This window comes from Actinoplanes sp. NPDC021490 (genome assembly GCF_055562135.1).
Genome location: NZ_JBVHFW010000024.1, coordinates 13,361 through 34,337, shown reverse-complemented (window position 1 = coordinate 34,337; position 20,977 = coordinate 13,361). Strand labels below are relative to the sequence as shown.

Annotated in this window: 21 protein-coding genes; 12 read left to right on the top strand and 9 right to left on the bottom strand. The window is 71.8% G+C overall.

Annotated elements, in window-relative coordinates:
- Positions 1-84 precede the first annotated feature (84 nt).
- Genes ACZ3I4_RS42930 through ACZ3I4_RS42920 form a run of 3 tightly spaced genes read left to right on the top strand, consistent with a single transcriptional unit; the run spans position 85 to position 1,571 of the window.
- Entirely contained in the window at positions 85-429 is a 345-nt protein-coding gene (locus ACZ3I4_RS42930) for an ArsR/SmtB family transcription factor (protein WP_465387906.1), read from the top strand.
- A gap of 3 nt (positions 430-432) precedes the next feature.
- A complete protein-coding gene (locus ACZ3I4_RS42925) occupies positions 433-1,161 on the top strand; it encodes an aquaporin (RefSeq protein WP_465387905.1) in 729 nt (242 codons plus the stop codon).
- Positions 1,158-1,571 (top strand): arsenate reductase ArsC, encoded by a 414-nt coding sequence (locus ACZ3I4_RS42920; RefSeq protein WP_465387904.1) that lies wholly within the window; start codon positions 1,158-1,160, stop codon positions 1,569-1,571. Before ACZ3I4_RS42925 ends, ACZ3I4_RS42920 begins: the two co-directional genes overlap by 4 nt.
- Positions 1,572-1,578: 7 nt before the next feature.
- Here ACZ3I4_RS42920 and ACZ3I4_RS42915 read toward each other — a convergent pair whose 3' ends face one another.
- The 6 genes from ACZ3I4_RS42915 to ACZ3I4_RS42890 all read right to left on the bottom strand — a co-directional run bounded on the left by ACZ3I4_RS42915 (position 1,579) and on the right by ACZ3I4_RS42890 (position 8,725).
- Positions 1,579-2,136 carry a DinB family protein gene (locus ACZ3I4_RS42915; protein WP_465387903.1) on the bottom strand — a complete coding sequence of 186 codons (558 nt, stop codon included), beginning with the start codon at positions 2,134-2,136 and terminating at the stop codon, positions 1,579-1,581.
- Positions 2,137-2,139: 3 nt separating this feature from the next.
- A complete protein-coding gene (gene cydC / locus ACZ3I4_RS42910; protein WP_465387902.1) occupies positions 2,140-3,924 on the bottom strand; it encodes a thiol reductant ABC exporter subunit CydC in 1,785 nt (594 codons plus the stop codon).
- Positions 3,921-5,642 carry a thiol reductant ABC exporter subunit CydD gene (cydD, locus tag ACZ3I4_RS42905; protein ID WP_465387901.1) on the bottom strand — a complete coding sequence of 574 codons (1,722 nt, stop codon included), beginning with the start codon at positions 5,640-5,642 and terminating at the stop codon, positions 3,921-3,923. Before cydD ends, cydC begins: the two co-directional genes overlap by 4 nt.
- Entirely contained in the window at positions 5,639-6,631 is a 993-nt protein-coding gene (gene cydB / locus ACZ3I4_RS42900) for a cytochrome d ubiquinol oxidase subunit II (protein ID WP_465387900.1), read from the bottom strand. Before cydB ends, cydD begins: the two co-directional genes overlap by 4 nt.
- Positions 6,632-6,650: 19 nt before the next feature.
- Positions 6,651-8,042: a cytochrome ubiquinol oxidase subunit I gene (locus tag ACZ3I4_RS42895; protein WP_465387899.1), complete on the bottom strand. Its 1,392-nt coding sequence runs from the start codon at positions 8,040-8,042 to the stop codon at positions 6,651-6,653.
- A 125-nt stretch (positions 8,043-8,167) separates the two neighbouring features.
- On the bottom strand, positions 8,168-8,725 hold the full coding sequence (locus ACZ3I4_RS42890) for a hypothetical protein (protein WP_465387898.1): 558 nt from the start codon (positions 8,723-8,725) through the stop codon (positions 8,168-8,170).
- Positions 8,726-8,916: 191 nt separating this feature from the next.
- Between ACZ3I4_RS42890 and ACZ3I4_RS42885 the strand changes: the two genes are divergently transcribed.
- The 7 genes from ACZ3I4_RS42885 to ACZ3I4_RS42855 all read left to right on the top strand — a co-directional run bounded on the left by ACZ3I4_RS42885 (position 8,917) and on the right by ACZ3I4_RS42855 (position 17,166).
- Positions 8,917-10,104, top strand: coding sequence for a type 2 periplasmic-binding domain-containing protein (locus ACZ3I4_RS42885; RefSeq protein WP_465387897.1), 1,188 nt, complete (start codon positions 8,917-8,919; stop codon positions 10,102-10,104).
- The gene (locus tag ACZ3I4_RS42880) at positions 10,101-10,457 is read left to right on the top strand and encodes a hypothetical protein (protein ID WP_465387896.1); all 357 of its coding nucleotides are present in this window, start codon (positions 10,101-10,103) and stop codon (positions 10,455-10,457) included. Before ACZ3I4_RS42885 ends, ACZ3I4_RS42880 begins: the two co-directional genes overlap by 4 nt.
- Before the next feature lie 3 nt (positions 10,458-10,460).
- The gene (locus ACZ3I4_RS42875) at positions 10,461-11,015 is read left to right on the top strand and encodes a flavoprotein (RefSeq protein ID WP_465387895.1); all 555 of its coding nucleotides are present in this window, start codon (positions 10,461-10,463) and stop codon (positions 11,013-11,015) included.
- A complete protein-coding gene (locus ACZ3I4_RS42870; RefSeq protein ID WP_465387894.1) occupies positions 11,012-12,673 on the top strand; it encodes a glycoside hydrolase family 3 protein in 1,662 nt (553 codons plus the stop codon). Before ACZ3I4_RS42875 ends, ACZ3I4_RS42870 begins: the two co-directional genes overlap by 4 nt.
- A gap of 47 nt (positions 12,674-12,720) precedes the next feature.
- The gene (locus tag ACZ3I4_RS42865) at positions 12,721-13,296 is read left to right on the top strand and encodes a PadR family transcriptional regulator (RefSeq protein WP_465387893.1); all 576 of its coding nucleotides are present in this window, start codon (positions 12,721-12,723) and stop codon (positions 13,294-13,296) included.
- 132 nt (positions 13,297-13,428) lie between these two features.
- Positions 13,429-14,559 carry an FAD-dependent monooxygenase gene (locus tag ACZ3I4_RS42860; protein ID WP_465387892.1) on the top strand — a complete coding sequence of 377 codons (1,131 nt, stop codon included), beginning with the start codon at positions 13,429-13,431 and terminating at the stop codon, positions 14,557-14,559.
- Between the two features lie 39 nt (positions 14,560-14,598).
- Positions 14,599-17,166, top strand: a complete 2,568-nt coding sequence (locus tag ACZ3I4_RS42855) for an ATP-binding protein (RefSeq protein WP_465387891.1) — start codon at positions 14,599-14,601, stop codon at positions 17,164-17,166.
- Between the two features lie 6 nt (positions 17,167-17,172).
- Here the strand turns inward: ACZ3I4_RS42855 and ACZ3I4_RS42850 are convergent, their stop codons facing one another.
- Positions 17,173-17,772, bottom strand: a complete 600-nt coding sequence (locus ACZ3I4_RS42850; RefSeq protein WP_465387890.1) for a TetR/AcrR family transcriptional regulator — start codon at positions 17,770-17,772, stop codon at positions 17,173-17,175.
- 64 nt (positions 17,773-17,836) lie between these two features.
- Here ACZ3I4_RS42850 and ACZ3I4_RS42845 point away from each other — a divergent pair, with 64 nt between their 5' ends.
- Together ACZ3I4_RS42845 and ACZ3I4_RS42840 are read left to right on the top strand one after the other, a co-directional pair.
- Entirely contained in the window at positions 17,837-19,006 is a 1,170-nt protein-coding gene (locus ACZ3I4_RS42845) for an FAD-dependent oxidoreductase (RefSeq protein WP_465387889.1), read from the top strand.
- A gap of 62 nt (positions 19,007-19,068) precedes the next feature.
- The gene (locus ACZ3I4_RS42840; RefSeq protein WP_465387888.1) at positions 19,069-19,878 is read left to right on the top strand and encodes a class I SAM-dependent methyltransferase; all 810 of its coding nucleotides are present in this window, start codon (positions 19,069-19,071) and stop codon (positions 19,876-19,878) included.
- 4 nt (positions 19,879-19,882) lie between these two features.
- Here the strand turns inward: ACZ3I4_RS42840 and ACZ3I4_RS42835 are convergent, their stop codons facing one another.
- Together ACZ3I4_RS42835 and ACZ3I4_RS42830 are read right to left on the bottom strand one after the other, a co-directional pair.
- Entirely contained in the window at positions 19,883-20,332 is a 450-nt protein-coding gene (locus ACZ3I4_RS42835) for an SRPBCC family protein (RefSeq protein WP_465387887.1), read from the bottom strand.
- Positions 20,333-20,398: 66 nt separating this feature from the next.
- Positions 20,399-20,794 carry a protein-tyrosine phosphatase family protein gene (locus tag ACZ3I4_RS42830; RefSeq protein WP_465388044.1) on the bottom strand — a complete coding sequence of 132 codons (396 nt, stop codon included), beginning with the start codon at positions 20,792-20,794 and terminating at the stop codon, positions 20,399-20,401.
- Positions 20,795-20,977: the final 183 nt, after the last annotated feature.

Genomic DNA, 20,977 nt, shown 5'->3' with positions numbered 1-20,977 from the left:
GATTCTCTCCTCGAGACGGCGCGGATTAGATGTTTGTCGAATCCGAGACTTGCACGCGGTTTCGGTATCTGTCAATCTCGACGCATGTCGAAACCAGCGCCACTCGCCGCGACGGCGTGTTGCGCCCCGTTGGCCCAGGACCGCATCCCGGCCGAGGCCGCGGGCACGCTGTCGCAGGCCTTCAAGGCGCTCGGCGACCCGATCCGCCTGCAACTGATGTCGATGATCGCGTCCGCCCCCGGCGGCGAGATCTGCGTCTGCGACCTCACCCCGGCGTTCGAGATCTCCGGGCCGACCATTTCGCACCACCTCAAGGTGCTCAAGGAATCCGGTCTCGTCTCGGCCGAGCGCCGGGCCAGCTGGGTGTATTACCGGGCCCAGCCCGCGCTGATGCGCCAACTGTCGGCGCTGCTCGACATCGACGCCTGATCCATGCACTCCATCGCCATCCGGCGCCGCCTGCTGTCCGAGTTCCTCGGTACGGCCTTGCTGGTCACCGCCGTTGTCGGCTCCGGCATCATGGCCACCACGCTGTCGCCCGGCAACGTCGGACTGCAGCTGCTGGAAAACTCGGTCGCCACCGCGTTCGCCCTCGGCGCCCTGATCCTGACCTTCGGCCCGGTCTCCGGTGCGCATTTCAACCCGGTCGTCTCCGCCGCCGACTGGTTCCTCGGCCGTCGCACCGGCACCGGACTGACCGGCCCCCACCTCGCCGGCTACGTGATCGCCCAGACCGCCGGGGCGCTCGGTGGTTCGGTGCTGGCCAACCTGATGTTCGACCTGGCCCCGGTGACCCTCTCGACCAGGGACCGCTCGGCCGGGCACCTGTGGCTGGGCGAGATCGTCGCCACCGCCGGCCTGCTCCTGCTGATCTTCGCGTTGGCCCGCTCCGGCCGGGCGAGCGTGGCGCCGGCGGCGGTCGGCGCGTACATCGGCGCCGCGTACTGGTTCACCAGCAGCACCAGCTTCGCCAACCCGGCCGTCACCGTCGGCCGCGCCTTCACCGACACGTTCGCCGGCATCGCACCCGCCTCGGTGCCCGGCTTCGTCCTCGCCCAGATCGCCGGCCTGCTCGTCGGAGTCGGTCTGCTGCTCAGCCTCTATCCCGGTGCCGCACAGGTCGCCACCGAGCCCGCCCGTCTCGAAGGAACGAAGCCGTGAACGACAAACCCAGCGTCCTGTTCGTCTGCGTCCACAACGCCGGCCGCTCCCAGATGGCCGCCGGCTGGCTGCGCCACCTTGCCGGTGACACCGTCGAGGTCCGCTCGGCCGGTTCCGCGCCCGCGGAAACGATCAACCCGGCCGCGGTGGAGGCGATGCGCGAGGCCGGCATCGACATCACCGGCCAGACCCCTAAGCTGCTCGAGTTCGAGACCGCCCAGGACTCCGACGTCATCATCACCATGGGCTGCGGTGACGCCTGCCCGGTCTTTCCCGGCCAGCGTTACGAGGACTGGAAACTCGACGACCCCGCGGGCCAGGGCGTCGCGGCGGTCCGCCCGATCCGCGACGAGATCAAGACCCGGGTCGAGGCGCTGCTCGCCGACCTCCTCCCGGCGAGCGGCCGCTGAATCGCCGCTATTGCCCCGTACGGCCGTCGATGCACTCCCGCAGCAGATCGGCGTGACCGCAATGCCGGGCGTACTCCTCGACCATGTGAATCAGCACATCGCGGACGGCAAGGCGTGAGCCCCACGGCGCCTCGACCACGTGACCGAGATCGGGCCCGCCGTCGAGCCACGCGTCAGCCGCGGCGATCTGCTCCCGCCACTGGCCGAAGGCGTCCTCGACCACCGCCGGATCGGCGACCGCCTCGTTGAAGTCGATGTCGTTGTCCTCGGCCGTCCAGAAGATCCGCGGCACGTTGTTGCCCTGCAGGCAGCGGTGGAACCAGTTGTGCTCGACGCGCGCCATGTGCCGGATCAGGCCCAGCAGGCTCATCGTCGACGGCGGCACCGACCGCCGGGCGAGCTGCTCGACGGACAGGCCCTCGCACTTCAGACCCAGGGTGAGCCGGTAGTTCGTCAAGTACTCCCGGATCACCTCCATCTCCTCCACCGGGGTGCCCTGCGTGCGGGGATCCTCGTCGCGGGGCGCCCACATGCCGTCGAACCCGACCACTTGCTGACTAGTCATGGCCTACACCCTGGCCGAGACCGCCGTCCGCGCGCCATCCGTTTCCGGCGCCAGCGAGATCACCTCGTCCACCATGGACGCCACGTCGGTGCGGTGCGTGATCAGCAGGACCGCGCGATCCCCGGCCGCGGCCAGCAGATCCCGGGTCAGCGCGGACGCCGTCTCGTCGTCCAGATGCTCGGTCGGCTCGTCCAGGATCAGGATCGGAAAGCCGGCCAGGAGCGCCCGCGCCAGCGCCAACCGGCGACGTTGCCCACCCGAGATCGCCATCCCGTGCTCGCCGACCAGCGTCTCCAGTCCCTGCGGCAGCGACTCCACCCAATCGAGCAGCCGAGCCCGTACGAGGGCATCGCGCAGTTCTTGGTCTGTCGCCGCCGGACCGGCCAGGCGCAGATTCGCGGCGATCGTGGTGTCGAACAGGTACGCGTCCTCGGGCAGATAGCCGACCAGCTGACGCACCCGCTCCGGCGCGATGTCCCGCAGATCCACGCCGTCCAGGGTTATCTGACCCTCGACCGGGTCGAGAAAGCGCACCAGCAGCGAGGCGATCGTCGTCTTGCCCGACCCGCTCGGCCCGGTCAGCGCCACCCGCGCTCCAGGCCCCAGATCAAAGCTGACATCCCGTACGACGGTTGTCCCGCCTCCCGGCCAGGCCGCACTTACGCCGTCTACGCGTAGGCTGCCCGATTGTGCGGCTTTTGTCGGCGTCCGGCCATCCCTAGCCCCCTCCCACCCGGGGATACCCGGCACCCTACGCCCCCGGGCCGCCTCGGCGGCTCGAGTTATCCACAGGCTGTGGACAACCGGAACGACCTTGGACCCCTCTGTGGTGGAGTTCGTGGCGATCGGGTCGGGGACGGTGAACACCTCGGCCAGACGACGCAGGGCGGCACGCGCCCCGGCGAAGCGCTGAGCAGCAGCCGGCAGAGTGCCGATCGTTTCGAACACGGCCAAGGGAGTCAGCACGATGACAGCCAGCAACTCACCCCGCAGGGACCCCGAGCGCACAGCCACCGCACCCGCGGCCAGACCGGCCACCACGCACAGGCCGCTCGTGACCGCAGTGATCGCCGCCGACACACCCGCCGCCACGGCCGACCGTTCGCCCGCCCGCCGCAGCCGCGCGTCCACATCGGCCAGACGAGCCAGCTGGGCTTCCGCGCCGCCATAGGCCAGCAGGTCGGGCAGGCCGTGCAGCAGATCGACGGTCCCGGCGGCGAGCTCACCGCGCAGCGGAGCCAGACGGCCGTCGCTGCGGCGGGTGGCCGAACGCTGCACCAGCGGCACACCGACGCCCACGACCAGGATCCCGGCAGCCAGCGCCGCGCCGGCGGTCAACGACAACGAGCCGATCAGGAGGACCGAGGCCAGACCGACGATCGCGGCCACGGCGTACGGCAGCAGCACCCGAGTGAGCAGGTCGAGCACGGCGTCGACATCGCCGGCCAGACGCTGGGCCAGGTCGGCCTGACGGAAACGGGCCAGCCCGGCCGGGGCGATCCGCTCCAGCTGGACGAAGAGGCGTACGCGCAGGCGGATGAGCGCCCGCAGCGCCGCGTCGTGGGCGGCCAGCCGCTCGGCGTAACGGAGGACGCCGCGGCCGATGCCGAACGCGCGCACGGCGACGATCGCGACCATCAGATGCAGCACGGGCGGGTGCAGGGCGGCCCGCGAGATCAGCCACGCGGAGGTGGCCATGAGACCGACACCGGCGCCGGCCGCGCCCACCCCGGCCAGCACGGCCAGCAGGATCCGGCCGGACGCGGGACGCAGCAGCGGCCAGATCACGAAACACCTCCGGAGACCAGGGCGGGGGAGAGGTCGATGACGCGATCGGCCAGCGCGATCAGCTCGGGCCGGTGGGCCGCGATCACGACCGTGCGGCCCTCGGCCAGGCGGCGGATGGTGGCCATGACACCGGCGGCGGTGGCCCGGTCGAGGTTGGCGGTGGGCTCGTCGAGGAGGACGACGGGGGTGTCGCGGAGGAAGGCCCGGGCCAGGGCGATTCGCTGGCGCTGGCCCGCGGAAAGGCCGGTGCCGTTGTCGCCCAGCCGGGTGGCGTAGCCGTCGGGAAGGGTCTCGATGAACTCGGCGGCGCCCGCTGAGGAGGCGGCTGCGGCCACGGCGGCTGCGGTCGCGGAGGTGCCGAGCGCGATGTTGTCGTGGATCGTGCCGGCGAAGAGGTTAGGGCGCTGGGGGACCCAGGCGATCTGTGAGCGCCAGGTCGCGGGGTCCAGTGTGGACAGGTTCGCGCCGCCGACGGTGATGTGGCCGGAGGCGGGGCGGGTGAAGCCGAGCAGCAGGTTCAGGGCCGTGGACTTGCCGCAGCCGCTCGGGCCGGTCAGGGCGACGGTTTCGCCTGGGCGGATCACGGCGGTGAGCGCGAGCGACGACGAGCGGAACGGCACGGACACGTCGTCGAACACGATCGTTCCGGCCGGCGAGGAGGAGGAGGAGGAGGAGGAGGAGGAGGAGGAGGAGGAGGTTTCTCCGGCCGGCGAGGAAACGGAGGTGGGGGAGGGGGAGGGGGCCCCGATTGACGGCGCGGCGGGGAGCGGGGTTTCGAGGATCGTGAACGCTTCGGAAGCGGCGGCCAGGCCCTCGGCGCTGGCGTGGTAGTGGGCTCCGACCTGACGCAACGGCAAGTACGCCTCGGGGGCCAGGATCAGCACCAGCAGGGCCGTACGCAGGTCAAGTTCGCCGCCCACCAGCCGCAGCCCGATGCCCACGGCGACCAGCGCAACCGACAGAGTGGCCAGCAATTCCAGCACCAGCGAGGACAGGAAGGCGATCCGCAACGTACGCATGGTGACGCGGCGCTGTTCGTCGCTGATCCGGCGGATGGAGTCGGCGGTGCCGGCGGCCCGGCCGAACAGTTTCAGGGTGGCCAGGCCGGCGATCACGTCGAGGAAGTGGTGGGACAGGCGGGCCAGCAGCCGGAACTGACGGCGGTTCTCGGCCTCGGTCCGAAGTCCGACGAGCGCCATGAAGACGGGGATCAGGGGCAGGGTCAACGCGATCGTCACGGTGGCGATCAGGTCGGCCGGGAGGATGCGGGCCAGCACGACGAACGGCACGAGGGCGGCCAGGATCAGCTGGGGCAGGTAGCGGGCGAAGTACGAGTCGAGGGCGTCCAGGCCGCGGACGATCAGGGCGACCGCGGCGCCGGTGTCGATGGCGGGCGTGAGGGGGCCGAGGGCGGCCAGGTGGGTGAGCAGGCGGCCGCGCAGTTCGCTTTTCACGCCGGCGGCCGAGCGTACGGCCGCCGCCTCCTGCGCCCAGGCGATCAGGCCCCGCCCGGCGATGATCGCGAGCAGGGCGATCAGGGCGGGGCCGAGGTCGGTGAGGGTGGCGCCGTCCAGGAAGACGGCGCTGATCCCGTACGCGAGAAGGGTTGCCATCGCCACGATCAGGGCGGCCTGGGCCACGCCGAGTGCGACGGTGACCGCGAGGTAGGCGCGGGCGCTGCGGGCGTAGCGCAGGAGCCGGGGGTCGAGGGGTTTCACCGGGGGATCCGTTCCACGGTCAGGCGCTTGCGGAAGACCCAGTACGTCCAGCCCTGATAGGCGAGCACGATCGGCGTGAAGGCGACCGCGACCCAGGTCATCACGGTCAGCGTGTACGGGGTGGAGGACGCGTTGCCGACGTTCAAGCTGTTCGCCGGGTCGAGGGCGGGCATCACGTCCGGGAAGAGCGTGACGAACAGCCCGGCCACGGCCAGCACCAGCGTGACCCCGGTGCCCAGGAAGGCCCAGCCTTCGCGGCCGAGCCGGGTGGCGACGGCCGCGCCGATCAGGGTCAGGGCGGCCGCGGCGAAGAGAGGCACGGCGAAGGCGTCGAAGTGGGCGATGGCGGTCCAGAGCAGGAAAGCGGCCGCCACGGCGATCGCCGGCCGGGACAGGCGAGCGGCCAGTTCGCCGGCCCGCGAGCGCATCTCGCCGCCGGTCTTGAGGGCCAGGAACACCGCGCCGTGCAAGGTGAACAGGGTCAGCGTGGTCAGACCCCCGAGCAGCGCGTACGGGTTGAGCAGGTTGACGAGGCCGCCGGTGTATTCGTGGGCGGGGTCGAGCGGCACGCCGCGCACGATGTTGCCGAACGCGACACCCCACAGGAACGCCGGGATCAGGCTGCCGGCGACGATGCACCAGTCCCAGCGGCGGCGCCAGCGGTCGTCGTCGCGTTTGCCGCGGTATTCGAACGCGACCCCGCGGATGATCAGCGCGACCAGGATGAGCAGCAGCGGCAGGAAGAAGCCGGAGAACAGGGTCGCGTACCACTCGGGGAAGGCAGCGAACGTGGCGCCGCCGGCGACGATCAGCCAGACCTCGTTGCCGTCCCAGACCGGGCCGATCGTGTTGATGAGCAGGCGGCGTTCGCGGTTGTCGCGGCCGAGTACCGGCAGCAGGATGCCGACGCCGAAGTCGAAGCCCTCGAGCAGGAAGTATCCGGCCCACAGGACGGCGATGAGGGCGAACCAGACGGTGGTGAGTTCCATGTCGCGTTCCTCGAGAGGTTCAGTAGGCGAAGGCGAGCGGACGGTCTTCGGAGTCGTCGTCCGACGGTTCGATGGGCGGGGCGCCGGCGCGGGCGTACTTGACCAGCAAGCCGACCTCGACCACGGCCAGCACCCCGTACAGCAGGGTCAGCACGATCAGCGAGGTCGCGGCCTCACCGGCGCTCACCGACGGGGACACGCTGTCCGCGGTCTTGAACAGCCCGAACACGGTCCACGGCTGCCGCCCCATCTCGGTGAAGATCCAGCCGAACGAGTTGGCGGCCAGGGGCAGCCCGATCGAGCCGATCGCGGCGAGCCACAACCAGCGGTTCCCGGGCGTACGGCCGCCGCGGGTGAACCAGAGGGCGGCCAGCGCGACCAGCATGGCCAGCCCGCCGAAGCCGATCATGAAGCGGAACGACCAGTAGGTGACCGGGATCGAGGGCTTGTAGTCGCCGGGGCCGTAGGTGGTCTCGTACGAGGACTGCAGGTTGTCGATCCCCTCGACCGCGCCGCCGAAGTCTCCCGTCGCGAGGAACGACAGCAGCGACGGGACGCGGACGCTGTAGAGCTCCTCGCTGCCGTCGAGCGACCCGATCGTGAAGAGCGAGAAGCTGGCCGGTTGGGCGTCGGAGTAGAGCGCCTCGGCCGCGGCCATCTTCATCGGCTGCTGCTCGGTCATGATGCGGGCCTGCTGGTCGCCGGTGATGAGCACGCCGACGCCGGCGATCAGCACCACCCAGGCGCCGAGCTTGAGGCTGGGCCGGAACACGTCGGGCTGGTTGCGCCGCTTGAGGTGCCAGGCGCTGACCGCCACGAGGACCGCGCCGCCGGTGAGGAAGCAGGCGGTGATCGTGTGCGGGAAGGTGACCAGCGTCGTCGAGTTGGTCATCACGGCCCAGATGCTGGTCAGCTCGGCCCGGCCGGTGTCCGGGTTCAGTTCGTAGCCGACCGGGTGCTGCATCCACGAGTTGGCGGCGAGGATGAAGTACGCCGAGAGCAGCGTGCCGATCGCGGCCAGCCAGATCGTCATCAGGTGCAGCTTCTTGGGCAACCGGTCCCAGCCGAAGATCCACAGGCCGAGGAACGTCGACTCGAGGAAGAAGGCGAGCAGGCCCTCGATGGCCAGCGGGGCGCCGAACACGTCGCCGACGAAGCGGGAGTAGTCGCTCCAGTTCATGCCGAACTGGAACTCCTGCACGATTCCGGTGACCACGCCCATCGCGAAGTTGATCAAAAACAGCTTGCCCCAGAACTTGGTGGCTTGGAGGTAGTGCTCCTTGCCGGTGCGCACCCAGGCCGTCTGCAGCACGGCGACCAGCACCGACATCCCGATCGTGATCGGGACGAAGAGGAAGTGGTAGACGGTGGTGATGCCGAACTGCCATCGGGCCAGGTCGAGCGCGTCCACGGGCGGGTCCTTTCCAGTGATCTCGAACCAGAGTCTTGTGATCGGGGGCGGTCCCGATCAGGGCCGAAAGTCCCGTCGTGACATGACGAAGGCCCGGCCGACCGGCCGGGCCTTGCGCACGGGGCTCAGATGAGCCAGCGGTTCTTCTGCACCAGGGGGAGCCTGGCCCACCAGCGGCCGAGACCCCAGGTGTGTCCGGCGTAGGTGAGGGCGAGCGCGATCGCGGTGACCGCGTAGAAGAAGTGGTAGTCGACCAGCGGGTTGCTCGAACCACTGGCCAGGGGCCATTCGGCGGCCCACATGAGCGCCATCATGGCGGTGGTGGCGACGGCGGCGACGCGCAGGCCGATTCCGGCGATCAGGGCGACGCCGATTGCGAGCAGGCCGAGCATGAAGCCCCAGTTGGCCCAGCCGTCACCGGCGATCGAGTGGAAGAAGCCCTGGAACGGCCCGGCCTCGACGTTGCTGAGGAAGCCCTTGGTCGGCGAGCCGCCGTTGATCCAGGCCCGTTCGCCCGGGGTCGAGTAGCCGAGGCCGAACATCTTGTCGAGGAACGCCCACAGGAAGATGAAGCCGAGCGAGATCCGGGTCACGGCCAGTGCCTTGGCGGCGGTCCTGGTGAGCATGGCGCCCGGCGCCTCGACGGTCTCGAGGTTGGCCACGGTCGGGCGGATGGCGGTCATCGCTGCCTCCTTCATCGATTTCTTTTCACCTCTGAGAGTCCTCGTGAAGCAGGCAGCGCACCCGGGCCGTCAAGCCCGACCCGGCAGGACCAAAGTCCTTGTCAGACGGCGAAGCACAGGCTTCCGGGGAGTGACCGGGGTCACGCGCCGACGATCAACCGAGTACCGTACGTAGGCGAACGGAGGCGCCGATGACGGAGCTCTACTCACGACGGTCGTTCCTCGCGGGCGTGCTCACCTCGGGCACCCTGTCGGCCGGCGCGGGTTATGTGCTGACCCGCCGGGAGCCCGTCGAGCTGGTGCTGGCGACCGGAGTGGACGTCACCGGCGGCCGCCAGCTCCTGGTGACGATGTGGAACCAGCTCAATCCGGACGCGCGGATCCGCACCGAGACGGTCCCCAGCTCCACTCGCGACCAGTACGACAAGTTCCTCGGCACCGACGCCGACATCTTCAACCTCGACGTCATCCACATCCCGCGTTTCGGGTACGAGAAGCGGATCGTCCCGATCACCCCGCGCAACGAGATCTCGCTGCTGCCCGCGGTGCGCCGGCTCTCCGAGCAGCCGGGCGGCGGCGATTTCTGGGCCATCCCGTTCAACACCGACGTCGGCATGCTCTATCGGCGGGTCGCCGACAAGGCGCTCGCCGACCCGGAGCCCAAGCTGGCCACCCTGCCGAAAACGGCTCCCGGCGAGTTCGTGGGGCAGCTCGACACGGTCAGCCCGCAGACCGACGAGGCCTTCGTCGTCAACGTCCTCGAGCAGGCCCTGGCCCAGGACGACGCGATCCTGACCGAGGACGGGGTGCTCTCGTTCAGCCTCGGCCAGTGGCGCGAGGCGCTCGGCCCGATCGCCGCCGCGGTCAAGGCGGGCGACGTGCTCGACGAGGCCGGGGAGGGCGACACCACCCGCACGTTCCAGCAGTCCGGGCTGCGCTACATGCGCAACTGGCCGGTGAACTACCCGGCCGTCGACCGGGCCGAGCGCACCAAGCTGTCCACCGCCGAGATCCGCCTCGGGCGGCTGCCCACCGGCATCATCGGCGGGCAGAGCCTGGCCGTCTCGTCCGAGAGCAAGAACCGCGACGTCGCCGAGCAGGCGATCCACTTCCTCACCGACAAGTCGTCGCAGCTGCTGCTGGCCAAGTACGGTTTCGCGCCGACCGGCCTCGACGCGTACATCGACCAGCGGCTGGCCGAGTCGCTGCCGCACCTCAAATACATCCGGTACGCGGTCGAGTCGTCGCGCCCGCGGCCGATGCACCGCAACTACGCCGAGTTCGCGCGGGTCTTCGCCGACCACACCCGCCGCCTGCTGCACGACGGTGAACAACTGACCCAGCGGTTCATCCAGGACATCCAGAAGGAGATCGGATGAGCGGCGTGGAGGTCGACGCCTGGCAGATCCCGATCCTGGTCACCGCGGCCGTCGTGCTGGTCGAGGCCGGCTTCAACCTGGTGCTGCGGGCCCGGGGCGTCGGGCCGCCGTCGCAGCGGGTGCGCACCGTCGGGTTCGGCGTGCTCGTCGTGCTGACCGTGGTGGTGTTCGTGGCCGCGCTCGGGCCGACCCGGGCCGACCAGTTGTCCAGTGTGGCCGCCGCCGTCGCCGCAGTGGTCGCGCTCTGGCTCACCTATCGCTCCTACAACACGGCCGTAGCGGCCAAGCAAGCCAGGGAAGAAGTGTCTCCCGGTAAGGCAGCGCCGGGACCTGACAATCCAGGAGAATCCTGAACTATGGGTGATTTGCGAGTGGTCGTGTGCGGCGGAGGCGCCGCCGGGGGAGTGCTCGAACTGATCAGGGTCGCGGCCGAGCGCGGCTGGACGGTCGACGTCACCGCGACCAGGAACGCGCTCGACTTCCTCGACCCCTCCGAGGTGACCCGGGTCTGCGGCCGGCCGGTCCGCACCACATACAAGTTCGCGGCCGACGGCACCCGGATCTCCCCGCCGGCCGACGCCATGATCGTGGCCCCGGCCACCTTCAACACGATCAACAAGCTGGCCAACGGCATCGCCGACACGTACGCGCTCAGCTCGATGGCCGACGTGATCGGCCGCGGCGTGCCCACCGTCGTGGTGCCCGCGGTCAACGAGCCGCTGGCCGCCCGCCGCCCGTTCCGCCGCTCCCTCGACGAGCTGCGGGCCGAAGGCGTCCGGGTCCTGTTCGGCCCGGTCGACGGCTGGGTTCCCGGCAGCACCGAGCCGTTCCCGTGGATCAAGGCACTCGACCTGGTGGAAGACGTCTTCGGGTTGACAAGGATCGATAGCCGCGCTCCGATGAGGGCGTGAATCGACGCCTGTTCCCGGTAATGGTGCTGACCCTGGCCGCGATCCCGGCGATGGCCGCGACGCGTGACCAGGTCGCCACCATGTCGCTGGCCGAGAAGGTCGGCCAGATGGTCGTCTCGTACGTCTACGGCGAGTCGGCGACCAGCGTCTCGGCCGCCGACGCCGCGGCCAACGAGGCCATGTTCGGCGCGGGCGTCACCACGGGCGCCCAGGCCGTCGCGAAATACCACCTGGGCGGGGTCATCTATTTCACGTGGAGCCGCAACCTCACCGGCCCGCCGCAGATCGCGGCCCTCTCCAACGGCCTGCAGCGCGCGGCGATCGCCGACACCGGGATCCCGCTGCAGATCAGCACCGACCAGGAGGGCGGCACGGTCAACCGGATCGGGGCGCCGCTGGCGATCTCGCCCGGCAACATGGCCATCGGCGCGACGTTCGACCCGCGTACGGCGTATGACGCGGCCCGGGTGAGCGGCACCGAGCTCCGCGCCCTCGGCATCACCGTCACGCACGCGCCGGTCGTCGACGTGAACACCAACCCGCGCAACACGGCCGACGGGGTGCGGGCGTTCAGCGATCGGACGGCCCACGTCGCCACCTTCGGCGTCGCGGCCGAACGGGGCTACCGCGCGGCCGGCATCGGCACCACGGCCAAGCACTTCCCCGGCCTGGGCGACACCACGGTCAACACCGACAACGGGGTCGCGGTGACCTCCGAGAGCCGCGCCCAGATCCTGCGTACGCACGTGCCGCCGTTCCGGGCGATCATCGCGGCCGGCGCCGGCAGCATCATGGCCGCCCACATCGTCGCCCCGTCGCTCGACCCGACCGGCGTCCCGGCCAGCCTGTCCCGCCCGATCATCACCGGGCTGCTGCGCGAGGAGCTCGGCTTCGACGGCGTGGTGGTGACCGACGCGCTCGAGGCCGCCGCGCTCGAGGACTACACCGACGAGCAGGTCATCCTGGGCGCGGTGCGGGCCGGCGTCGACCAGCTGCTGATGCCCCGCAGCGTCCCCGGCGCCATCCGGATCCTGCTCGACGCCGTCGCCTCCGGTCAGATCAGCGAGCGCCGCATCGACCAGTCCGTCCGCCGCATCCTCAAGACCAAGATCAAGCCCGGTTCCCCGTACGTGACCGAGCCGCCCATCGTGGGCACCCCGGCCGCCGTGGACACCATGAACCGCATCGCGGCCCGCTCGATCACCACGCTCCGGTCGGCGGCCCTGCCGCTGCGCGCGGGCCAGAGCGTGCTGGTCACCGGCTGGGACGCGGGCACCACCACCAACCTGGCCACCGCGCTGGGCGCCACCCGCCTCTACACCGGCTCGCCCTCCGACGCGGTGATCGCCCAGGCCGTCGCGGCCGCGCGGACCCACGACGTCACGGTGGTCACGACGTCCAACGCGTGGGGCGACCCCACCCAGGTCAAGCTGGTGCGCGCCCTGCTGGCCACCGGCCGGCCGATCGTCGTCGTCGCGGTCGGCACCCCGTACGACCTGGCCTCCTTCCCCGAGGCCGGCACCTTCGTCGCCGCGTACGGCTACCAGCCTCCGACGATCGCCGCGCTGGCCGCCGTCCTGCGCGGCACCGCCCCCGCCCCGGGCCGCCTCCCGGTCACGATCGACGGCCTCTACCCGTACGGCTTCCGGACCCCCTGACCCTTTACTCGCGTGCATATACTCGTACGCGAATAAGGGGGTCGGGGTTGAAGCGTCGCCGGGTCGGCAATCTCCTGGCGCTCGGGGTGCTCTCGGCCCTGGCGTATCAGCCGATGCACCCGTACGAGATGGCCGGCACCCTGCGCGGCTGGGGCAAAGACCGTGACCTCGGCATCAAGTGGGGCTCGCTCTACACGGTCGTGCGCAACCTGGCCAAGCACGACCTGATCGCCGAGGTGGAGAGCGTGCGCGAGGGCCGTCGCCCGGAACGCACGGTCTATCGCCTCACCGACGAGGGCCGGGCCGAGCTGCTCGACTGGACGCGGGAGCTGCTCACCGACGGCGAGCCCTTCCGCGCCGGGCTGTCCCTGCTGGCTGTCGTGCCTCCGGACGAGGCGGTCGTGCTGCTGCAACAGCACGCCGGCGCGCTGGAGGCCCGGATCGCCGAGCTGCGCGAGCAGCTGGAACGCGAGTCGGTGGCCCGGCTGTTCCTGATCGAACTGGAATACGACCTGGCCATGGCCACCGCCGAGGCGGCCTGGACGCGGGCGCTGCTGGCCGAGATCGACGGCGGCACCTTCGACGGCCTGACCGACTGGAGGCGCCATCACGAGCCCCGGTGACCTGCTGCAACAGGCCACCGGGGCGGAACCCCTCGAGCACGACCGCGGAACGGCCCGGCCCGAAAGGCGGCAACCACAGGATATCCGGGTCCGATCCGCGGCGAACTTTCCACCGACGCGGAAGGAACCACCATGTCTTCAATACGCACGGCCATTGTCATCGGCGGCGGCATCGCCGGACCCGTCGCCGCGCTCGCCCTGCGCCGGGCCGGCATCGAGGCGACCGTCTTCGAGGCGTACGACACCTCGGCCGACGACGTGGGCGGCACGCTCGCCCTGGCCCCCAACGGCCTGGCCGCCCTCGAGATCGTCGGGGCCGCCGACGCCGTCCGAGCCGTGTCCCAGCCCGGCGACCGCCAGGTCATGAGCATCGGCGGCCGCACCGTCGACCTTCCCGGCCTGCGTGATCAGGGTCCGGTGCACGTGGTCCGGCGCGGCGATCTGCACCGCATTCTCCGCGATCTGTCCGGCACGGCCCGGGGCAAGCGGCTGACCTCCGCGGCCGAACACGACGGCGAGGTCACCGCGTCCTTCACCGACGGCAGCACCGCCACCGCCGACGTGCTGATCGGCGCCGACGGGATCCACTCCACCGTGCGCCGGCTGATCGACCCGGACGCGCCCGGTCCCCGCTACACCGGGATGGTCGCCGTGGAGGGCCACTCGACCGCGGACGTCGCGGCCCCGCCGGGCACGATGACGTTCGCCTTCGGCAAGCGGGCGTACTACCTGTACTGGCCCGCGCCCGGCGGCGGCACCGAGTTCGGCGTCAACCTGCCGCGCCCGGCCGGCTTCCGCACCGACGACTGGCCGGCCCTGCTCCGCGACGTCTACGGCGACGACTCGCCCGGCGCCGACCTGATCGCGCACGCGGAACAGCTGCACGTCAACGGCCCGCTGTTCATCATGCCGCCGGTGCCGCACTGGTATCGCGGCCGGCTCGTGCTGACCGGTGACGCCGTGCACGCCCCGTCCAACTCGTCTGGTCAGGGCGCCAGCCTGGCCATCGAGAGCGCGATCGTGCTCGCCCGCTGCCTGCGCGACGAGCCCGCCGCCGGGGAAGCCTTCCGCGCGTACGAGTCCTTGCGGCGCCCGCGCGTCGAGGCGATCGCCGCGCAGGCCGCGAGGATCAATCAGGCGAAGGTCCCCGGACCGGTCGCCCGGGCGCTGCTCCCGTACGTGATGCCGTGGTTCGTCAAGCTGTTCGGCCGGGCCGGCCGGACCCAGCGGTACCGGATCGACTGGGCCGGCGCTGTCCGATAGTCGCTAGCACGGCGCCCGGCGGCTGCCTAGCCTGAGCGCGTGACTCCGCTTCTGGAGCGCACCGCCGAGCTGCGTGCCCTCGACGGTCTGCTCACCGGCTGCGCGGCCGGTGGGCGCGTCGCCGTGGTCAGCGGGGAGGCCGGGTCGGGCAAGTCCACGTTGGCCACCGCGTTCGCCGGCTCGGTGGGACCGCGCGCGCAGATGCTGTGGGGCGCCTGCGATCCGCTTCTCACGCCGCGCGCGCTGGGGCCGCTGCACGACATCGCGCGGCGGCTCGGCGGGCGGCTGCGGGAACGCATCGCCGACGGCTCCCGGGGTGAGGTGTTCGACCTGCTGCTCGAGGCGCTCGACCGGCCGCCGCAGGCCGCGCGGCCGGTGGTCGTCCTGGAAGATCTGCACTGGGCCGACGAGGCGACGCTCGACATGGTGGCGTTTCTCGGGCGGCGCCTCGCGCTGTGCCGGGCCCTGCTGCTGGTCACCTATCGCGAGGACGAGCTCGGCCCCGACCACCGGCTGCACACCGTCCTGGCCGGGTTGCCGCGGGGCCTGGTCCAGCGGATCAGCCTGCCACCGCTCACCGCGGGCGCGGTCGCCGAACTGGCCCGCCGGGCCGGCCGGGAGGCGCCCGGCGTGCACGAGATGACGGGCGGCAACCCGCTGCTGGTCACCGAGGTGCTGGCCGCGCCGGCCGAGGGCGTCCCGCCGACCGTACGGGACCTGGTGCTCAGCCGCCTGGCCACGCTCACGCCGGCCGCCCGGGAGGTCGCGCATCTGGTGTCGGTCGTGCCGTCGCGCGCGGGTCTGGAGCTGCTCGGCGACCGGCTCGCCGAGGTCGACGAGTGCCTGGCGCGCGGCGTCCTGACCGCCCGGGGCGACGGTGTCGCGTTCCGCCACGAGCTGCTGCGCCGTGCGGTCGAGGAGAGCCTTTCCCCCGTACGCCGCCAGGCCCTGCACGCCGAGATCCTGAGCGCCTGCGAGGGGCAGCCCGGCGTCGACCCGGCCTCACTCGTGCACCACGCCCACCACGCGGGCGACCCCGGGGCCGTGCTGCGCTGGGCGCCGGTGGCCGCCCGCCGGGCCGCGTCGCTGGGCGCGTACCGGCAGGCCGCCGCCCATTACGCGCTGGCCCTGCCGCTGGCCGCGGATCATCCCGTACGGGAAAGGGCGGCTCTTCTCCAGGAGTATTCGGTCGCCGCCTATCACGGCGGGCTCAACGAGGCCCTCGACGCCAGCCGGGCCGCGCTGGCACTGCGCACCGAACTCGGCGAGCCCGTGCCGACCGGGGTCGCCCTGCGCTGGGTGTCCCGTCTGAGCTGGTGGAACGGGCGCCCCGACGAGGCCCGCGAGCTGGGCTTCCGCGCCGTCGAGGTGCTCGAGCGGCAGCCGCCCGGGCCCGAGCTGGCCGCCGCGTACAGCAACCTGTCCCAGCTGTTCATGCTGGGCAACGAGAACGACCGGGCCATCGAGTGGGGCACCCGCGCGACCGGGCTGGCCCGGCGTGTCGGCGACTCCGACACCGAGGTGCACGCGCTGATCAACATCGGGTCGGCCCGGCTGCACCTGGGCGACCGGACCGGCGCCGCGGATCTGCGCCGGGCGCACGAGCGGGCGGCCGCGGCCGGGCTCGACGACCACGCCGGGCGTGCCCTGACCAACCTGGCCAGCTCCGCCGTCGACTGGTACGACCTGGACGTGGCCGAGCAGACCTTCGACCGGATCATCCCGTTCCTTCTCGCCCACGACCTCGACGGCTACACCCGTCACCTGCTCGGCCACCGCGCCCGCCTGCACCTCGCCCGCGGCGACTGGGCCTCGGCCACCGACGACGCCGAGCAGGTGCTGGCCGGCCCGGCCATGGGCGGCGGCGGCCTGGTTCCGGCCCTCGTCGCGCGGGCGACGCTGCGGGTGCGCCGCGACGAGCCGGGCGCCCTGGACGACGCGCGGCGGGCCACCGAGCGCGGCTACCCGACGGGCGAGTCCCAGTTCTTCTGCCCGCCCGCCATGGTGCTGGCCGAGGCGTACTGGCTGGCCGGCGACCTGCCCGCGGCCGCCGCCGAGGCCCGCCGGGGCCTGACGGTGGCGCTCGAGGCCGGTCAGCCCTGGTTCACCGGCGAGCTGGCGTTCTGGCTGTGGCGCAGCGGCGACCCGGCGCCCGCCCCGCCGGGCGCGGCCGAGCCGTTCCGCCGGCTGATCGACGGCGACTGGCGCACGGCCGCGTCCACCTGGGAAGAGATGGGCTGCCTCTACCACGCTGCCTGCGCGCTGTCCCACGGCGACGCCCCCGCGACGGCCCGGGCCCTGCGCATCTTCGACCGCCTGGGCGCTGCCGCCCCGGCCCGCCGCCTGCGTTCCTCGTTGCGCGAACGCGGCCTGCCGGTCCCGCGTGGCCCGCGCGCCACCACGGCGGCCGACCCGACCGGTCTGACCGGCCGCCAGCGCGAGGTGTTGCTGCTGCTGGCCGACGGCCTGAGCAACGCCGACATCGCCGCCCGCCTGACCCTCTCGGCCAAGACGGTCGACCACCACGTCTCGGCCGTGCTGACCAAGCTCGGCGTCTCCTCCCGCGGCAAGGCCGCCGCCGAGGCCCGCTCCCGGGGCCTGATCTGAGCCGCCTCAGCCGCCGAGGTGGACGATCATGCGTTTCAGTTGTTCGCGATAGCGATCGAGGAACTCGGGGGAGTCGGCGGGCAGGCCGGTGAAGTCCTCGGCGAAGCTTGCCAGCAGTGTCGGGGCCAGGGCGGCGCCGAACAGCGCCAGTTGCAGGTAGGCCGGGTCGAGGTCGTCCGCGATCTCGCCCGCCTCCTGCCGCCGCCGCAGCTCGCCGACCATGGCCCGGCGATAGTCGGCGTCACCCTCGTGCCGGTCGCCGGCCAGGGCCTGCCAGATCAGCAGCCGCACCCAGTGCCGTTGCGAGGCGCCGACGTGGGTGAAGGCGGCCACCACCTCGTCGAGCGGGGCGTCCGGGCGGCTCAGCCCCGCGCTCAGGGTGCGCCACCGCTCGAGCAGCGCCTGATAGAGCCCGGCCTTGCCGTCGAAGTAGTACGAGATCAGCTGTTGATTGGCGCCGGCCCGCCGGGCGATCGCCCCGATCCGCGCGCCCGCGAAGCCGTGCTCGCCGAACTCGATCAGGGCCGCGTCGAGGATGCGTTCCCTGGTCGCCTCGGGGTCCCGTTGACGGTCGCCGGCGGACGGGGAGCGGCGGGGCTGGGACATGCCGCCAGAATATCAATCAAACGTTTGGTTGACAGATTCATGCGTACGTTTGAGACTCGACGGCATGGACGTCATGGTGATCGGCGGCGGTATCGGCGGGCTCGCGCTCGCACACGGGCTGCGTCAGGCCGGCATTCCCGTGCGAGTGTTCGAGAAGACCCTGGAACGCACCGACTGGCTGCAGGGTTACCGCATCCACCTCAACCCGGCCGGCGCCGCGGCCCTGCGCGCCTGCCTGCCCGCGGCCAACTGGCAGGCCTTTCTGGGCGCGGTGTCGCCCGGCGGCGCGTTCGGGTTCTGCACCGATCAGGGCCGGGATCTGCTCGGGCTCGGCGCCGACGAGATCAGCGAGCCCGGGCGGGAGCATTACGGGATCGGGCGCGTCCCGCTGCGGGAGGTGCTGCTCGACGGGCTCGACATCGAGGCCGGGCGGGCCTTCACCTCGTACGGGCGGGAAGGCGACCGGATCGTGGCCCACTTCGCCGACGGCTCGAGCGCGGAAGGTGACCTGCTCGTGGGGGCCGACGGGGCGAGTTCCCGGGTACGCGCCCAACTGCTCCCGCACGCCGCCGAGCGCATCGACACCGGCGTCCTGACCGTCGCGGGGCGCTGCCTGACCGTGGACGGCTTGCCGCGCATGCTGCGGGAGCGCGCCAACATCGTCATCCCGCGCGGACGGGGTTCGCTGTTCACGGCGGCCATCAAAGACCAGGTGCTGTGGGGGTTCTCGGACGCGACCGCACGGTTCCCGGCCGATGTCGAGCGGCTCGGCGCGGGGGCGCTGGTGCGGCTCGTACGGGAGCGGATGCTCGGCTGGGCCCCCGATTTCCACGCGCTTGTCGACCGCAGCGAGCCCTCCACGGTCAACGCCTTCCGCGTGCGAAGCGCGCCCGCCCAGCCACCCGGACGTCTTCCGGGCGAACGGATCACCCTGCTGGGCGACGCGATCCACAGCATGACGCCGATGGCCGGCGTGGGCGCGAACACCGCCCTGCGCGACGCCGACCTGCTGCGCCGCATGCTCCTCGGGCCGACCGGCGGCCGGGCCGCGATCGAGGGCTACGAACGCGAGATGCTCGAGTACGGTTTCGCCGCCGTACGGCAGTCGCTCCGCAACGCCCGGCAGGCCGGGCACTCCACAGTGCTCGGTCGCGCCTCGTTCCGTACGGGATTGCGGGTGATCTCTGCCGTCCCACCCCTGCGGCGGCGGTTCGCGCGAGCGCTGGGGAACTGACCGGCCCAACATAGGGAGCCTTCCCCATGTGCCGCGAGCTGCGGATTCCTAGCGTCGAAGGCATGACAGAGCTGATCCTCGAAGGACTCAAGGCCAAGCAGCGGAAGACCTGGGCCAGCGGCGACTACGGCGCGGTGGCCGCGCTGATCCATCCGATGGCGGAGGAGACGGTGCAGGCGGCCGACCTCACGCCCGGCGCCGACGTGCTGGACGTCGCGGCCGGCACCGGCAACGCCTCCCTCGCCGCGGCCCGGTGCGGATGCCGGGTGACCGCTTCCGACTACGTGCCGGGCCTGCTCGACCGGGCCCGGGAACGCGCCGGCGCCGAGCGGCTGCCACTGACCACCGAGATCGCCGACGCGGAGAACCTGCCGTACCCCGACGGCCGCTTCGACGCGGTGCTGTCGGTGGTCGGCGCCATGTTCGCCCCCGACCAGGAACGCACGGCGGCCGAACTGACCCGGGTGTGCCGCAGCGGCGGCACGATCGCGATGGCCAACTGGGCGCCCGACGGCTTCATCGGCGAGATGTTCCGGACGGTGGGCCGCCGGGTTCCGCCGCCGCCCGGCATCCGCGGCCCGGTCGAGTGGGGCAGCGAGTCCCGCGTCCGCGAGCTGTTCGGCGAGCGGGTCACCGGCCTGCGCGCCGTCCGCCGCGAGTTCGTGTTCCGCTTCAACTCCCCCGAGCACTTCGCCGAGTACTTCCGCGAGCACTACGGCCCGACCCTCAAGGCGTTCGAGGCGCTCGGCCCCGACGGCGGCAAGCCGCTCTACGACGACCTGGTCGCCCTGGCCGACCGGCACAACACGGCGCGGGACGGCACGGCCCGCCTCCCGTCGGCGTATCTGCAGATCGTCGGCACGCGGGCCTGAGCACTCAGGAGGGGGAGGCCGGGGCCAGGCTGTTGAGGGCCTGGGTCAGCGCCGCCGCGCCCAGGTTTCCCACCTTCTCGAACTCCATCTTGATCAGTCGCGAGGCCAGCTTGGCCAGCCCGTGCACCTCGAGCTCGACCCGATAGGTGACCTCGCAGCCCGACGGGGCCGCCCGCACGACCACCGTGTCGACGCAGGTGGCCCCCTCGTTGCGCCCGTGGAACATCAGCCGCCCCGGTTCGGCCCCGACCAGCGTGTAGGTGAGCTCGGTGGTGATGCCCAGCAGCCGGCACACCTGCCGCCAGCTGACGCCCGGCACGATCGGGCCGGCGCCGTTGCGGATCGACTGGCGCACCACCGGGTCCCACACCGCGGTGTTGCCGAAATCGGTGAGGTAGCCCAGCGCCAGCGGCGGGGCGGCGTTCACGGCGACACTGCGCTCCACGACGATCATGAGTCCCCCCAGGCGTCGACATGCCGCTCCAGACTAATGGCCGCTTCTGATCATCGGAGAGTTTTCTCAGGCCACGAAGGAGCGCACGAACTTCCGCTGCCAGGGCGTCTCGACGGCCCGCGGATGGTAGTGCTCCCGCACGTAGGCCACCGCCTCGTCCGAGGGCACCCCGTCCAGCACGGCCAGGCAGGCCAGCGCGGTGCCGGTCCGCCCGCGTCCGCCGCCGCACGCGATCTCCACCCGTTCACCGTCCGCCCGCTGCCAGGCTTCGATCAAGACCTTTTTCGCGTACGCGGGGTCGGCCGGAAGCCGGAAGTCGGGCCACCGGATCCAGCGGCTGGTCCACCCGAACTCGGGCGGCGCCGAGCCCAGCAGATAGACGCCGAAGGCCGGCGGGTGCCCCGACGGCATCGGATCCCGCAGCCCCCGTCCGCGCACCAGCCGCCCCGACGGCAATCGCATCACTCCGGCCTCGCCGGTCACCCAACTCACGGCTCAATCTTGCTACGGCCACCCGGCCCCCATGAGCTACGGTGTGCCCATGCAGACCTTCAGCGAGCGACGCCGGCGTTCCGACCGCCGCTGAGTCTTGCTCTTTCCCGGCGGGTCGATCCCGCCGGTGCTTCGCCTGAACGACCCGGTCGA